12 protein-coding genes are annotated in these 14,363 nt (G+C 45.0%); 5 read left to right on the top strand and 7 right to left on the bottom strand.

Annotation, left to right across the window (positions count from 1 at the left end; translation table 11 throughout):
• Nucleotides 1-1,107: O-acetylhomoserine aminocarboxypropyltransferase/cysteine synthase family protein (locus A3763_RS04220; protein ID WP_068759910.1), on the bottom strand; the 1,107-nt coding region annotated here is incomplete at its 3' end.
• Between the two features lie 203 nt (nucleotides 1,108-1,310).
• Here A3763_RS04220 and A3763_RS04215 point away from each other — a divergent pair.
• Both A3763_RS04215 and A3763_RS04210 read left to right on the top strand, forming a co-directional pair.
• Nucleotides 1,311-2,147 (top strand): mechanosensitive ion channel family protein, encoded by an 837-nt coding sequence (locus tag A3763_RS04215; RefSeq protein ID WP_068514182.1) that lies wholly within the window; start codon nucleotides 1,311-1,313, stop codon nucleotides 2,145-2,147.
• Between the two features lie 86 nt (nucleotides 2,148-2,233).
• A complete protein-coding gene (locus tag A3763_RS04210; protein WP_068509581.1) occupies nucleotides 2,234-2,956 on the top strand; it encodes a YdiY family protein in 723 nt (240 codons plus the stop codon).
• 149 nt (nucleotides 2,957-3,105) lie between these two features.
• On the opposite strand, the gene A3763_RS04205 is transcribed toward A3763_RS04210, so the two are convergent.
• Together A3763_RS04205 and A3763_RS04200 are read right to left on the bottom strand one after the other, a co-directional pair.
• Nucleotides 3,106-3,729: a helix-hairpin-helix domain-containing protein gene (locus A3763_RS04205; RefSeq protein ID WP_068514185.1), complete on the bottom strand. Its 624-nt coding sequence runs from the start codon at nucleotides 3,727-3,729 to the stop codon at nucleotides 3,106-3,108.
• Between the two features lie 140 nt (nucleotides 3,730-3,869).
• Nucleotides 3,870-4,115: a hypothetical protein gene (locus tag A3763_RS04200; protein WP_197470033.1), complete on the bottom strand. Its 246-nt coding sequence runs from the start codon at nucleotides 4,113-4,115 to the stop codon at nucleotides 3,870-3,872.
• A 429-nt stretch (nucleotides 4,116-4,544) separates the two neighbouring features.
• On the opposite strand from A3763_RS04200, the gene ppk1 reads away from it, so the two are divergent.
• Nucleotides 4,545-6,602 carry a polyphosphate kinase 1 gene (gene ppk1 / locus A3763_RS04195; protein WP_068633431.1) on the top strand — a complete coding sequence of 686 codons (2,058 nt, stop codon included), beginning with the start codon at nucleotides 4,545-4,547 and terminating at the stop codon, nucleotides 6,600-6,602.
• A 427-nt stretch (nucleotides 6,603-7,029) separates the two neighbouring features.
• On the opposite strand, the gene A3763_RS04190 is transcribed toward ppk1, so the two are convergent.
• Nucleotides 7,030-8,172 (bottom strand): GNAT family N-acetyltransferase, encoded by a 1,143-nt coding sequence (locus A3763_RS04190; protein WP_068515347.1) that lies wholly within the window; start codon nucleotides 8,170-8,172, stop codon nucleotides 7,030-7,032.
• A gap of 13 nt (nucleotides 8,173-8,185) precedes the next feature.
• Complete coding sequence (locus A3763_RS04185; RefSeq protein WP_304438880.1) at nucleotides 8,186-8,914, bottom strand: arylesterase; 729 nt, start codon at nucleotides 8,912-8,914, stop codon at nucleotides 8,186-8,188.
• Between A3763_RS04185 and A3763_RS04180 the strand changes: the two genes are divergently transcribed.
• Nucleotides 8,894-9,601, top strand: coding sequence for an ABC transporter ATP-binding protein (locus A3763_RS04180; protein WP_068553431.1), 708 nt, complete (start codon nucleotides 8,894-8,896; stop codon nucleotides 9,599-9,601). The genes A3763_RS04185 and A3763_RS04180 overlap by 21 nt on opposite strands.
• Nucleotides 9,594-12,173: an ABC transporter permease gene (locus A3763_RS04175; protein ID WP_082880375.1), complete on the top strand. Its 2,580-nt coding sequence runs from the start codon at nucleotides 9,594-9,596 to the stop codon at nucleotides 12,171-12,173. The genes A3763_RS04180 and A3763_RS04175 overlap by 8 nt, the downstream gene beginning before the upstream one ends.
• Before the next feature lie 189 nt (nucleotides 12,174-12,362).
• Here the strand turns inward: A3763_RS04175 and A3763_RS04170 are convergent, their stop codons facing one another.
• Together A3763_RS04170 and A3763_RS04165 are read right to left on the bottom strand one after the other, a co-directional pair.
• Nucleotides 12,363-13,523, bottom strand: a complete 1,161-nt coding sequence (locus A3763_RS04170) for a cell adhesion protein (RefSeq protein WP_231872095.1) — start codon at nucleotides 13,521-13,523, stop codon at nucleotides 12,363-12,365.
• Nucleotides 13,524-13,820: 297 nt separating this feature from the next.
• The gene (locus A3763_RS04165) at nucleotides 13,821-14,327 is read right to left on the bottom strand and encodes a DUF3087 family protein (RefSeq protein ID WP_068513612.1); all 507 of its coding nucleotides are present in this window, start codon (nucleotides 14,325-14,327) and stop codon (nucleotides 13,821-13,823) included.
• Nucleotides 14,328-14,363: the final 36 nt, after the last annotated feature.

Here is a 14,363-nt window from a genome sequence, read left to right as displayed (position 1 = left end):
ATCACCAATATTTACCAAACGCTTAAACAGTGCCAAGGCATCATAGAAACGCGTACCTGCCTCTAAACCACCTTTAATTCCAAAGGTCATAATGGCCGACGGTGTACCTTTCATATATTTTTTGGCTAGCTCATGGTTCTCATCTGAGGGCAAGCCACCATAACCAACCCACTCAACTAGATCGTGCCCTTCTAGAAATTCGGCCACTTTTATTGCGTTTTCACAATGACGTTCCATACGAAGACCTAGCGTTTCAATTCCCTGAAGCAATAAAAAGGCATTCATAGGTGATAAGGCCGCCCCGGTATTACGCAAAGGAACTGTCCGGCATCGTCCAATAAAAGCTGCTGGCCCCATTGCCTCGGTATAGATCACGCCATGGTAAGCAGGTTCTGGCTCGTTCAACATAGGGAATCGTTCAGCATGCTCCGCCCAGGGGAAGTTTCCTGAGTCAACGACAATCCCGCCTAACGAATTACCATGCCCACCCATATACTTGGTAAGCGAATGAACAACAATATCTGCCCCATACTCAATAGGCTTACATAAAGCTGGCGTGGCAACTGTATTATCAACGATAAGCGGCACCCCCTTATCATGCGCAATCTTCGCCATGCCTTCCAGATCGATAACATTACCCGCGGGGTTACCAATACTCTCGCAATAAACGGCTGCGGTATTTTCATCAATCAGCTTTGCTAAGGACTCAGGCTTATCATCTTCAGCGAAACGTACATCAATTCCCTGGCTCGGCAGCATATGCTTGAAAAGTGTATAAGTACCGCCATAGAGCTGAGGTACTGAAACAATATTCTTGCCCTTGCTGGCGATCGTTATAATCGCGTAATGAATGGCAGCACTGCCAGCACTCACAGCCAAGGCCGCAATACCTTTTTCTAACTCCGCTACTCTTTTTTCAAGCACATCGTTAGTGGGGTTCATTATTCGCGTGTAGATATTACCCGGTACAGCCAGGTCAAATAAGTCAGCACCATGTTGAGCATTATCAAACTCGTATGCGACTGTCTGGTAAATAGGTGTTGCTACGGACTTGGTTGTAGGGTCTGTTTCATATCCGTGATGAATTGCGATGGTATCGTCTTTCATTTTAATCCTCGGCAATAATGATGAATGTTGGCGAATACGGGACACCGGAACAAAGAATCATAGATCAATTCCCAATAACACACACGCACTCAGATCAATGAAATATAAATAAACTTTCTTTGTGACTTTTTCTCTTTTGCTTCTGTCTATGCTTCTGAATTTAAATTTCAAACTCACTTTTTTACTTAATCAAGGAAGCTTAAATGGAAGATATCAATCAAAGCAGCGATCAGATTCAAGAGCTGTTACAGACAGCCTACACACTCAGCTTAAGTTACGGCCCCAAACTGGTCTTAGCGATCGTTACGCTCATCATCGGCCTATGGGTCATCAATCGCTTCATACGCACTCTTAACAACAATCTCACAAGCAAGGTCGATGCGACGCTTGGTCAATTCGTCTGCAGCATTCTTTCAGTTATTCTGAAAGTAGTCTTGTTGATTTCAGTTGCCTCGATGGTCGGCATCGAGACAACATCATTTGTGGCAGTACTCGGTGCTGCCGGCTTAGCTGTTGGCCTAGCTCTTCAAGGAAGCCTAGCCAACTTCGCCGGAGGCGTTGTCATTCTGCTATTCAAGCCTTTCAAGGTAGGAGACCTGATTGAAGCTCAGGGCTACATCGGAAGCGTATCTGAAATTCAGATTTTCAACACCATTCTAAAGACGGGCGACAACCGAGTCGTCATCATTCCAAATGGCTCTCTTTCGAGCAGCAGCATGGTGAATATTAATAAAGAAACTACTCGCCGAGTCGATCTGAGCTTTGGCATTGGCTATGGCGACGATATTGACCAGGCCAAGTCTCTGCTGAAGTCACTCGCCAGTCATGATGCCCGAGTACTCAAAGACCCGGCTCCTGTATTTGTCGTTGCAGAACTTGCCGACAGCTCGGTTAACTTTACAGTCCGCTTATGGGTCAACACTAGCGACTACTGGGGTGTATTCTTTGATATGCAAGAAGGCGTGAAGAAAGCATTTGATGCGCACGGCATTTCAATCCCCTACCCACAACAAGATGTATATATGCATCAAGTAGCATAAACAAGAGACATTACTCTAGTAAATCGCTAAGATACGGCCAAAATTGAATCGTATCTTAGCCAAGCTTTATGAAAGGAAGAAATACTATGCAACACCTTAAACTTGCCACAGCAATTGCTCTCATCTCTACAAGCCTAAGCGCCACAGTAAACGCTGAAGAGGTCTCTGAACCTAACTGGGATGCAACGGCTGAACTTGGTTTTGTGATGACCAGCGGCAACTCGGATACAGAAACACTAAATGCCAAATTTAATGCTTCAACTGAATACACTGATTGGAAGCACACACTTCAACTAGAGGCGCTTAACAGCTCATCAAATGACGTAAGTTCTGCAGAAAGATATTTTGCTGAAGCGCAGTCTGACCGAAAGCTCTCTGATAGAGCTTATGCGCTTGGCGTCATCTCGTGGGAAAAGGATCGCTTTAGCGGTTTTGACCATCAAACCTCTATCGCACTGGGTTTAGGCTATAAAGCTATTGCAGAAGATAATATGGAATTGAATTTCGAGCTTGCGCCTGGTTATCGTGTGATCGAAGACAACAATGGCAATAACGAAGAAGATAGCATTATTCGTGCAGCTGAGATCTTCTCTTGGAAATTCAATGAAACATCTAGCCTTGACCAGTTCCTGAATACAGAAGCCGGCGACAGTAACACTGTGACACGTTTTGGTATCTCCTTAACCAGTCAGGTGCAAGAAGCCTTGTCAATGAAGGTTGGTTACACCATTAAGCATAGTTCTGATGTTCCAGCAGGTGCTGATAAAACTGATCGTGAAACGTCTGTCACGTTAGTCTATAAGCTGTAGCATTACTTTTTATGTAGGCAGCGATGGTGCTAACCCGCCAGCGAGCCGCGCAAGGCTCTGCCTACAGCAGAAAAGAAAGTATCAATCTGAAATTTCAGATACAAAAAAGGCAGCTTAATCGCTGCCTTTTTTATTGAAGCTTGAAACGCTTACTTCAACAATTCTTTAGCTTGCTCAACCCAAGAGTCTGAGCCGCGTACTGATTTGAACTCAGCCAACTTATCGGCAGGTGCATTAACGATATCTTCCAAGCTATTAAATCCCGCTGCATTCAATTTCTTAACCGTCGCAGGGCCAACACCTTTCATCGAAGAAATACCAGACTTAGCTGCACCAGTGGCTTTCTTAGTTGCTGTTGACGCTTTTGCTTTAGCAGTAGTCGCCGCCTTCTTAACAGTTGCTTTGGCTTTTTTAGCAGGCGTCTTTGGCGCTGGCATAATCTTATCCGCCAGAGGAAGCTTGCTTAATGCATCTTCAAGTTGACCAACCAGCTTATTCTTAGTCTCTAGCAAAGCTTCAGCACGCTCTTCAAATTCTTTCTGCTGCTTATTTAGCTGCTTTTGATACTGCTTCTCGATTTTCTTCAACCACTTTGTTGCAGGCTTAGTCGCCTCTTCACGCAACTCGTTTACTTGTGCAGTCAAATCATCAACCTGCTTCTGTAAATCTTTCTTAGTTGAAGTAACTTTCTTGTTGATATCTTTCAACAAGTCATTGCTCAGCTCTTTAACCTGAGAAACTTTCTTATCAATCTTCTTTGACGTTTTACCCATGCTTCACCCCTATTAAAACTACAAACAAATTAAACAATAAATACTAAACAGTATAAAAGTTACACGTTTTTTTTAGAGCATAACAACTAAAATCACGTGCACTAATGGTATTTTTATAATTTCTAACATGGCAGATTCAACTAATCCAATTTGCCATGTTCTTTAATATAGTCCTTTACCAAGCTCTCAATTAGCTTTTGTATACTCGTTTCTTGCTCTATCGCAATAATCTTCAGTGCTTTCAATGTTTTCTTATCTAAACGTAGGGAGGTATTTTTCTTAGCCTTCTCTTTTTTCTCGGATGCATGCACTTGATCAAGCTGAGGAGTCTTAGCCGTACCTTTCGACACTGCATCGGTTTTCTTATCTGTACTCTTGCGACTCATAAAGAGACCCCTTGTCGTTTCACTACCCTATAAACGGCATAGTAACATCCATTCATCCATATTGCCGAGCACCATAAAAGGCAAAGGCGCGAATTATCGCGCCCCTACATTAGCTTCAAGATGGCACATTAAGCCTTCTTCAGCGCCTTTTTCAGCTTGCTGATTTTCTTAGTCTGCTTGGCTACTTTAGCTTTACGCGCTTTGATCTCTTTCTTGATAGATTTTGTTTTCTTAGACATGGTAAATCACCTTTCTTTGTGTAAATAACATTAATTGACGTAATGACGTCACTACGTCAATATCTATCCTAGACCTACATAACCGGAAATACAAAGTATTTGAACCTCAGGACTTAAATTGTCATCAAACTGTCACATAAGTCCTATTTAAATAGTCCGGTTGATTAAGCTGTATGCGAGTAGTTTCAAAATGACGAACAAGCAAGATTTTATAGAGAAAGAACTGAGTTGGCTGTCCTTCAATGAGCGCGTTCTACAGGAAGCCGCTGATGCAAATGTACCGATTGTCGAGCGGGTCAGGTTTCTCGGTATATATTCCAATAATATGGATGAGTTCTTCCGTGTTCGTGTCGCCGACGTAAAGCGAAAAATTTTTATTAAGAAAGACCAAGGCGAAGATGCCAGTGAAGATCGAGAATTACTTAAGAAGATTCAAAAGAAAGTCATCAAGCTAGGCGAACGGTTTGACGAAATCTATATTCACGTTTTGAAATGCCTGGCCCGGCGCAACATTTTTCTGATCAACGAGCAACAGTTATCTCCAGAGCAAGGGGAATGGGTTAATCAGTATTTCAAAGACAATGTTCTGCAATACATTAACCCTATAATGTGCGAGGGAAAAATCGACCTTGCTCAGGTATTGGATGATGACATCACCTACCTTGCGGTCGAACTAATTCGCAAAGGCGAATCTAGATATAGTTTGGTTGAAGTACCCTCAGACGATATGAGCCGTTTCATTGAGCTACCTAGAATCAAGGGGCAAAAGCGCCGCTGCATCATCATGCTTGATAATATTATTCGCTACTCTCTGAAGAGCGTCTTCAAAGGCAATTATAAGTTTGATGAAATTCATGCCTATTCCATGAAGATGACTCGTGATGCGGAATACGGGCTATCTGAAGATATTGACCAATCTCTACTAGAGCAGATGTCACTCAGCATTAAGCAACGCATGACAGCTGAGCCAGTTCGCTTTGTCTATGACAGGGAAATGCCGAAATCCACACTGAACTACTTGCTTGATAAAATCGGCATCTCAAATTATGACGCCGTCATCCCGGGTGGCCGCTATCACAACTTCAGAGACTTCATCAGTTTCCCTAATATCGGGCGCAACTATTTAGAATATTCACCGCTTCCGAGAATCGAAAGCAAGAAGTTCGCCGCTCACAAAAGCAGCTTCCAGGCGATTTCTGAAGGCGATATTTTACTTTATTACCCGTATCACAAGTTCAACCATTTCACCGAGTTCGTACGGCAGGCATCATACGATCCTAAAGTTGAACATATCAGTATCAGCATTTATCGCGTCGCCAAAAAAAGCCGAATTATCGATGCCCTGATCAATGCGGCAAAGAATGGTAAAAATGTTCGCGTCGTGGTTGAGCTGCGCGCCCGCTTTGACGAAGAAGCAAATATAGAATGGGCGAAGGTACTGACCGATGCGGGCATCAAAGTAGACTTTGGTGTGCCTGCATTGAAGTGCCACACCAAGCTTTGTTTAATTGGACGCAACGAAAGTGACGGCTATAAGCGCTACGCTCACATCGGCACAGGTAACTTCCACGAGAAGACCGCAAGGATTTATACCGACTTCTCTTTATTTACCTGCCACGATGAAATTACCGCCGAAGTAGAAGACGTATTTAACTTCATTCGCTTCAGCTATAAACATTATCACTTCAAACACCTTATCGTCTCGCCAAATGATTTCCGGCCACGTGTTCACAAGTTGATTGATCGTGAGATAAAGCACGCCGAGAAAGGCCTGACTGCCGAAATCATGCTGAAGGTCAATAACCTGGTCGATGACGAAGTCGTTGGGCACCTCTACAAAGCAAGCCAGGCTGGCGTAAAAATTCGCATTATTATTCGTGGCATGTGCACCCTTTTACCCGGAGTTAAAGGTTTGAGCGACAACATCAAAGTTATTAGCATTGTCGATCGTTTTCTAGAGCACCCGCGTGTATCGATATTCTCCAATCAGGGCGAGCACGAGATTTATATCTCATCTGCAGACTGGATGACCCGCAACATCGACCACCGTGTTGAAGTAGGCTGCCCGGTTTACAACAAACAGCTTCAAAAGCAGATTCTGGATATCTTCGAGATTCAATGGTCAGATACCACCAAAGCCCGAATCATCGACGCCAAGCAAACTAACCAATACAAACCACGGGGCAACAAACGTAAGATTCAATCCCAACTGGCGATTCATGATTATATCGCCAAGCTTGAGAAGTGAGGTCATTGGTGCTTGCTTGGGTTTTAGCCTATTACAGGTTAGTAGGAGAGGGCGGAATGGCGGCAAGTTGGACTCTCGGCCCTTCCACACTGTGCCTTCCCGCACCACAACTCCGTCATTCCCGCGCAGGCGGGAATCCATTGTCTTGAATAGAACGCAGCATTTGAAACCGTCGTAGTAATCGAATTAATAAGGTTTGGGTCAAAAACAATGGATCCCCGCATGCGCGAGGATGACAACGGTGGGATATCATAACGTTAGGGGGTAAACATCTAATCGCGAACCGGTACACTTTGGCGTACATCCGACCAAAATCAAAACAAGTACCTATGTCTCGAAATGGCACTTTCCAGTCCAGACCTTATCAACGAGCTAGATCAGTTTCAAAAGATTGGAGAACATTAAAGCCGTGCAAACTAGCAGAGCCTTATTGCTGTTTTTTGAAAGGCAAATAAGTACTCGCATCCTCATAATAAGCTTCGAGCATTTCATTTTCTTTGCTAATAAATTCCGCAACGGGCTCTCGAAACCCTTCTTCAGCCAGCCAGTGGTTTGAGTAAGTATAAGTCGGACGAAAGCCTCGTTGGATTTTATGTTCACCCTGAACTCCGGGGTCAAACCTAGCCAGGCCATTCGCGATACAGTATTCAATCCCTTGATAGTAACAAAGCTCGAAATGAAGATTATTAGCCTCTTCGATACAGCCCCAATAACGACCGTACAAGGCATTATCGCCCTTAAAATTTAATGCACCAGCAATGTACTCGCCATTTCGCTTTGCCATCATCAACACAAGATACTCAGGCATCTCTGAAGCAATACGCTCAAAAAATGATGGCGATAAATAGCCACCATGACCGCTACGTTTGGCATAGGTGATTTGGTAAAAGTCATAAAAGCTACGCCAAAGCTCAGCGTTTATTTCCCTACCTTCCCATACCTCTACTTCTATTCCTTGCTGGGAAATACTTGCACGTTCTTTCTTAAGATTTTTTCGTTTTCGTGAGCTAAAAGAGGCGAGAAAGTCATCAAAACTCTGATAGCCCTCGTTCGTCCATTGAAAGTGCACAGCCTTACGCTGAAGAACCGGAGGCTTGAAGACTGTCGATAGTTCTGAACCAGGGAATAACAGATGCCAACCCGAGTAGCCTTGCTCATGACAATGCTTTGGAGCAAAGTCATGCAAGGCCGTAATCACGGCGCTATGATCAATACCCTCTCGTATAAGTATCCGTGAACCGGTAATGGGGGTGAAAGGAATGGCTGAAACTAACTTGGGATAATAAGCCAATCCATATTGATGGTAAGCATTCGCCCAAGCATGGTCAAAGACGTATTCACCATAGCTATGCTGCTTAACATAGCTAGGAACAGCGGCGACCAATGTATCGCCCTGATAAGCCATGAGGTGATGCACCAACCATCCTGAGCATCCACCAACCGCTTGTGTTTTTTCCAAGGCATCGAGAAAGTGGTAGCGCACAAAGGGGTAGCCCTCACCTGCCAAGGAATTCCAGGCCTGCTCTCCCACCTCAGCAATTGAGGTGACGTAACGGAACTCAATAGTCATCCTGTTGCCACACTTATTTAGCTGAAAGCAAAGTATCCAATACTTTGTCTACGTGCTCAAACATCGTTTGTTGCGCGCTTTCCGTCGGATGAATACCATCGTCTTGCATCATACCTTCAACACCAGCAACCCCTTCCAATAAGAAGGGAACTAAGGATAGATCCATTTGCAATGCCAGGTCTGAGTATATATTCGCAAAGGCTTTGGTATAACGGTCACCATAGTTAGGCGGTATCTGCATGCCTAGCAATATTACTTGGGCTCCAGCCTCTTGTGACATCACTGCCATCGCTTCTAGGTTATTACGAATCTGCCTAACCGGGGTTCCTCGTAAACCATCGTTTCCGCCAAGTTCAATAATGACGATAACGGGCTGATGAGTTGATAAGGCCTTACCTAAACGATAACGGCCACCGGTAGTGGTATCACCGCTGATACTTGCATTGATCACGCGATAGTTATCGCCCAGCTCACGCTGCATCAGCGCTACCCAGCCCTTACTCTTATCCAAACCAAAGGCCGCGCTAATACTGTCACCCACCACTAGAATGCTTGCAGCCTTTTGAACTGGAACAGTATTTTTTACCGGTAACGGTTTTTCTATTTCCGCCGCATACGTTAAGCTGCTTAGTAGAAGCAGGCAGCCAATAATAAAATAACGACCTAGCTGCATGTGCATCGCAAACCCCATTCTGTTTAGACAACTATTTTGTGATTGAATATGCCTGAAAATAGCACTCAAGAAAATCTCCTACTGAAACTCAATAATGTATGTAAGTCGGTCAATACCGGTTCAGAACAGCTTGATATCTTGCAAGGCATTCAACTTGAAATCAAGCAAGGAGAATCTGTCGCCATCGTTGGCGCGTCAGGTAGCGGCAAATCAACAATGCTAGGAATTATGGCCGGGCTTGATGAAAGTTCATCAGGCGAAGTCTACCTCTTGGGCGAAGCGTTACACCAGTTAAATGAAGATCAACGATCATCTGTCAGAGCAAAGGGGGTAGGCTTTGTCTTTCAAAGCTTCCAGCTGCTTCCCGGCCTGACGGCCTATGAAAATGTCAGCCTGCCGATAGAAATGTCTGGCAGGTATAACGCCCGCCAAACTGAAGAGAAAACACTAGACTGGCTGGACAAGGTTGGCCTGAGCCATCGAATCCATCACTACCCTAAACAGCTTTCGGGTGGTGAACAACAACGTGTTGCTATCGCTCGAGCCTTCTCTTCTGAGCCAAAAATATTGTTTGCAGACGAGCCTACCGGCAATCTCGACAGTAATACAGGGCAACAAATTGTAGAACAGCTTTTTTCCTTGAACTCTCAGTTGGGAACAACCCTTGTACTCGTAACGCATGACGAACAACTAGCTAAGCGCTGCGCCCGAACCGTACGCATGAGCGATGGCCAGGTAAAGGAGCTAAATGCTTAAGATGAATACAAGCACGCAAGGCCTCAGTTTCCTCAAACTTATTCGTCTGTCCCAGTCTCTTCTCAGACGAGAAACCCGTTCGGGGCAGCTCACCTTAATCATCTTTTCTCTTATTCTAGCCGTCACCGTCGCTACCATTATCAGTGTATTCAGTGCGCGTATGGAAGCCGGCATGTTGGCAAAGTCTACCGAGCTGCTTGGCGCCGACCTGCGCATTCGCTCCAGTCAAGAAATCCCGGCCGGGTTCGAAGAACGTGCGCAACAAAGCGGTTTATCAACCAGTACCACCTTGGAGTTCCCAAGTGTTGTGGTGGTAGGGGATGAAATGTCTTTGGCCGCCGTTAAAGCCGTCGATGATCATTACCCTCTTAAAGGTAAGGTTATGACTAGCTTGAGTGCCTTCAAGCCCGGGGAGAAAAGCCCAACAGGACCACCTCCTGGTAGTGTATGGCTAGAGTCTCGCTTACTGACGCTACTCAATGCAAAAATAGGCGACACACTGGAACTGGGCAAACAGAATTTCACCATAGGTGCACTCATCACCCAGGAAAGTGATCGCGGTGGAAACTTCTATAGTTTGTCCCCACGCCTGATGATGAATATGGCTGACATCGAAGCAGCTGGGCTTATTCAGACTGGGAGTCGCGTTACTTGGCGCTTATTGCTTGCAGACCTTCAAGACAAACAAGCTCAGACCGAGACGACTCAACTCAAGGGCTCGCTTAACTCAATTGACCAATACAAGGTCTGGCTGAAACCTCTACTCAGTGACAATCAAAGCCTGGAGTCATTATCAGATAACAACCAGGCGCTTGCCGCGGCACTCGATAAAGCACGTAGCTATCTTTCCTTAGCGGCCATTCTCGCGATTCTACTTGCGGGTATTGCCATTGCGATGGCCGCTCAAAACTATGCCCAACACCACTACGATACCAGCGCACTGTTAAGAACCTTGGGCGCCAGTCGTCAGCAAGTACTGTGGCTTTTTAGTCTGCAGTTACTGATTCTCGCCTTCATCACCACGCTCATCGGCCTAATGCTTGGCACCCTGATACAGGAACAACTTTCTTCCTTGCTAAGTATCCTATTTATCAATGACTTGCCTACCGCACCTTGGTCAGCTTGGGCTATTGCGAGTATTACGGCCCCGGTTACTCTACTGGGCTTTGCGCTACCTCACCTGATTCAACTAAGTCGCGTATCCCCACTTAGAATCCTGCGCCGTGACCTTGAGCCGATGAGCATTAGCGGAAGACTAATCTACGGCATCGCGCTCGCATGTATTCTCTCGTTATGCTTATGGTTTACCGGCGATGTAAAGATGTCTCTCGCAGTGATTGTCGGCGGATTGGTGACCCTTATCCTGCTCTCATTTGGTTTACGAGGAATACTTAAGCTTTTAGATAAAATCACACCTTCAGCACGCTTCAATATTTATGTGCGTTTCGCCTGGCGACACCTCATGCGCAACAATCAAAGTGCCAGCACTCAAATCTTGGCATTCGCGATGATATTGATGGTCATGCTAGTCATTAGTGTTGTAAGAAATGATTTACTAAATGACTGGCAACGCGGCTTACCCGAGAACGCGCCCAATTTCTTCGCTATGAATATACAAGCCTATGAATCGGATAGTTATAAAGCGGCACTCGAAGAAACCGGCTTCAAGAACTACCCGCTCTTTCCTATGGTTCCAGGGCGATTAACGCATATCAACGAACGCTATGTTCATGATGATGAAAAACTGAGTGAAGACCCGGCCCTTCAAAGAGATCTGGCGCTCACATGGAGTGAACAACTACCCGAAGGAAACAAAATACTGGAAGGTGTTTGGATAAATGATAAAAAGTCAGATGCGGCGAGCAAACAAGTTTCTATTGAATCGCGTTTAGCAGGGAGATTAGGTGTAAAGCTTAACGACACGCTTCGCTTCGAGGTGGCCGGACAAAGCTTCACAGTGACCATTACTAGTATTCGCAGTGTCGATTGGGGAACACTTAGTCCTAACTTTTATATGATTCTATCTGAGGCAGCGCTCCAGGACCTTCCGCTTAGTTACTTAACCAGTTTTCATGTCCCTTCTGGCAGCGAGGCAAAACTTACTAAGCTCATCCGCGAGTTCCCGACCATTACCTTACTCGACATGAGTATGGTCTTTACGCAAATTCAAAGTTTGCTCAAGCAAGTCAGCCTCGCTGTTGAGTACTTACTTATCCTAGTATTGATCGGCGGTGTGTTGGTCTTACTGGCGACCATTTATTCAAGTATCGATGAGCGAATATTACAAGGTGCAATTTTACGGACACTCGGCGCTAACCGAAAGCAGCTTCGCCTTAATCAGTGGAGTGAATTCGCTTTGTTAGGCCTCATGGCAGGTATTCTGGCCCTGCTGGGTACTGAAGCAATCTGCTATAGCTTATATCGCTATTTACTCGACCTAGACTATCAAGTGCAATGGCATCTTTGGGCATGGCTACCCATTAGTTCAGCCTTACTGATCATGTGTTTAGGAGGATTGAGTACAAGGAAGGTGGCTAGTCATTCGCCAGTTAGTGTACTTCGAGACAGCTAAGCACCGGGACAAGTCATTTGATGAAGCCATGAAGAATGAATTCTACCGAGGCATGGAAGTCGCTGCCGCATCAGGAGCCTTAGACGGCGCACAGGGGTTTACCAAAGGTCAGGGCAAGCATGGGCAATTTTAAAAGCTGAATAAGGAAAGCACGCCTCCTCATTCAGCCTTTTAACGTCTTAGCTTATTTTAGTAGTTCTTCACTTCAAACTGGTCATCCGAAGGCTTTGCGGTATAGCGACCTTCTACCTGATCCCACTCATAATCATTCCCCATCATAACCTTAATGCGGTTATCTGAAGTTCTGGCACTGGCGGCATCGTACCCTGTGTCTTTGCGTCTTCCCCACCAGTTAATCGTTACTTCTTCAGGCTCAGCATTATTCATTGACTGGAAGTACCAGTGACGTGCTTCAACATGTTTACCGGCAATATCCCATGAATTCAGATACCAAAAACGCAAGTGGTTGAGGTTAACAATACTCTCCAACGGCGTGTTTTGGTCGCCAATCCATAAGTCATATATCGCCGATGACTTATACCATTCTACTGCGACATCCTGGTCGGCTATCATATCGGAAATGTACCAACGCGTTCGTTCGCCCACCCAGTCGTTCTGGCCGTCGCCGTTTTCATCACCAAGATAGCTTTTGCCATTTTTTGACCAGAAGGGGTCTAGCAGTGCAATACGGTCGGGCATAACATTATCAGACAGAGTGCCCTCATTAATCCCATCATTAATCTGCTTGGCCACATAAACAGCTAATTGGTTCCCCAAAGAGTGGCCTGCAAATCTCAGGTTTTTGTTATTGTTAGCCAGTACTGCTGTGATTTGCTCAAAAGCGATTTCACCGACCGACTTGTTCGGTGCCTGTGACGTGCTGTAACTACCGTCATCTAGCCGATAACGCATACCTTTTGGGCCATTAGCACTCCACATTTTGGCTTCTGCATCTTTGACTTCAGCTTCATCGGCAAACTGGTTCCAGTAAAATACGCCAACGTTCCAACCCCTTTGCTTCCAGGATTTATGCGAGAGTGAGTTGCCATTGTTGGCGAAGGTAAAGTCTTCGCGGTCATAGCCATCTTGCGAAGAGCCATTCTGCCAGCCATGGAAATAAATAACCGTTGGCTTCGAGTCGTCATAGTAATTACTAATGGTTTCGTTAATCGTGCCATCAGCCTCAATTGCTTTGACCTGATTCTCTGCGCCATTTTGCACCCTAGCCCAGTGCAGGCCATAGTCTAGAAATTCCTCTCCAGCCGCTAATGCGATATCAGAACAGGCAAGCGTCAGGCCTAGTGTCATGACCTTGAGTGGATGAGTATTAAAGAAAGATTTAGGTTTCATAATTTCCCCGTTTTTATGTTTGTTTTGGGTACTTCTTATTGTTCCTTTAGTGCTACAACACGCCACCTTCTTGTGGCGAAACTACAGACTAAAAAACAAATACTTAGAAGGCTTTGGCAAAAATGGGCAAACTAGGTTGTTTAGGTTAAAAGGTATTTATTCGGGCTGGATATTCGAATTTTAGTTGGGTTGTTATTTACTCTGACTCGTTGACTTTCGCACGATCAACCTCGTGCTAACCCGCCTGCGAGCCGTGGAAGGCTCTGCCTACAGATTTGGAGACCACCGCCCCTTCGTTCAAAGCGTCTTCAGTAAATCTGACTGATAATCTTCGATGCTCACGCTCAAACCCAAGCTTTGTATTTTTTCTTCCAGTTCGCGTAAGTCAGTTTTTAGCTGATTGATAGTGAGCGTATTGTCATCCAGCTCATATACCTGAATAGAAGCTTTCAAGTGATAATATTTGATGATAAACGCTTGGTGATTGTTCTGTTCCAACGCTTGGTTTAAGGCTTTTGATTTTCGGTAAATTGCATTGAGCTCTTGTTTAAGCTGCCAGACATACCAAACTTCCGACATAAACGGCGTATTCCGGTTTCGGTATAAAGTATTTAGCACAAGCGCTACGGCAGACACTACACCCACCAGATTCAGAACGAAATTTGAACCTCCAGGTTCCCCAACTAAATGAATCAGTAGGGTTGATACGCTAAGCGCGATCGCCAATAAAGCAACAATGCTTCCAGCAATCACCCAGTTAAGGTGCTTTCGATAAGTTGTTTTATCAATATTCTGTAAATTCATATTCTTCTAACTAAAACCTCTAAATATTCAGTCTCA

The sequence above is a fragment of the Oleiphilus sp. HI0128 genome (assembly GCF_001635365.1).
The sequence above is the reverse complement of the archived record's forward strand: the minus strand, read 5'-3'. Positions and strand labels throughout refer to the sequence as shown.

What these genes read in the sequence shown, in the direction of transcription:
- A3763_RS04205 (WP_068514185.1), bottom strand. Translation starts at nt 3,729, where the DNA reads ATGGGTAAAACGTCAAAGAAGATTGATAAGAAAGTTTCTCAGGTTAAA.
- A3763_RS04215 (WP_068514182.1), top strand. Translation starts at nt 1,311, where the DNA reads ATGGAAGATATCAATCAAAGCAGCGATCAGATTCAAGAGCTGTTACAG.
- A3763_RS04200 (WP_197470033.1), bottom strand. Translation starts at nt 4,115, where the DNA reads ATGAGTCGCAAGAGTACAGATAAGAAAACCGATGCAGTGTCGAAAGGT.
- A3763_RS04180 (WP_068553431.1), top strand. Translation starts at nt 8,894, where the DNA reads ATGCCTGAAAATAGCACTCAAGAAAATCTCCTACTGAAACTCAATAAT.
- ppk1 (WP_068633431.1), top strand. Translation starts at nt 4,545, where the DNA reads ATGACGAACAAGCAAGATTTTATAGAGAAAGAACTGAGTTGGCTGTCC.
- A3763_RS04165 (WP_068513612.1), bottom strand. Translation starts at nt 14,327, where the DNA reads ATGAATTTACAGAATATTGATAAAACAACTTATCGAAAGCACCTTAAC.
- A3763_RS04170 (WP_231872095.1), bottom strand. Translation starts at nt 13,523, where the DNA reads ATGAAACCTAAATCTTTCTTTAATACTCATCCACTCAAGGTCATGACA.
- A3763_RS04190 (WP_068515347.1), bottom strand. Translation starts at nt 8,172, where the DNA reads ATGACTATTGAGTTCCGTTACGTCACCTCAATTGCTGAGGTGGGAGAG.
- A3763_RS04210 (WP_068509581.1), top strand. Translation starts at nt 2,234, where the DNA reads ATGCAACACCTTAAACTTGCCACAGCAATTGCTCTCATCTCTACAAGC.
- A3763_RS04175 (WP_082880375.1), top strand. Translation starts at nt 9,594, where the DNA reads ATGCTTAAGATGAATACAAGCACGCAAGGCCTCAGTTTCCTCAAACTT.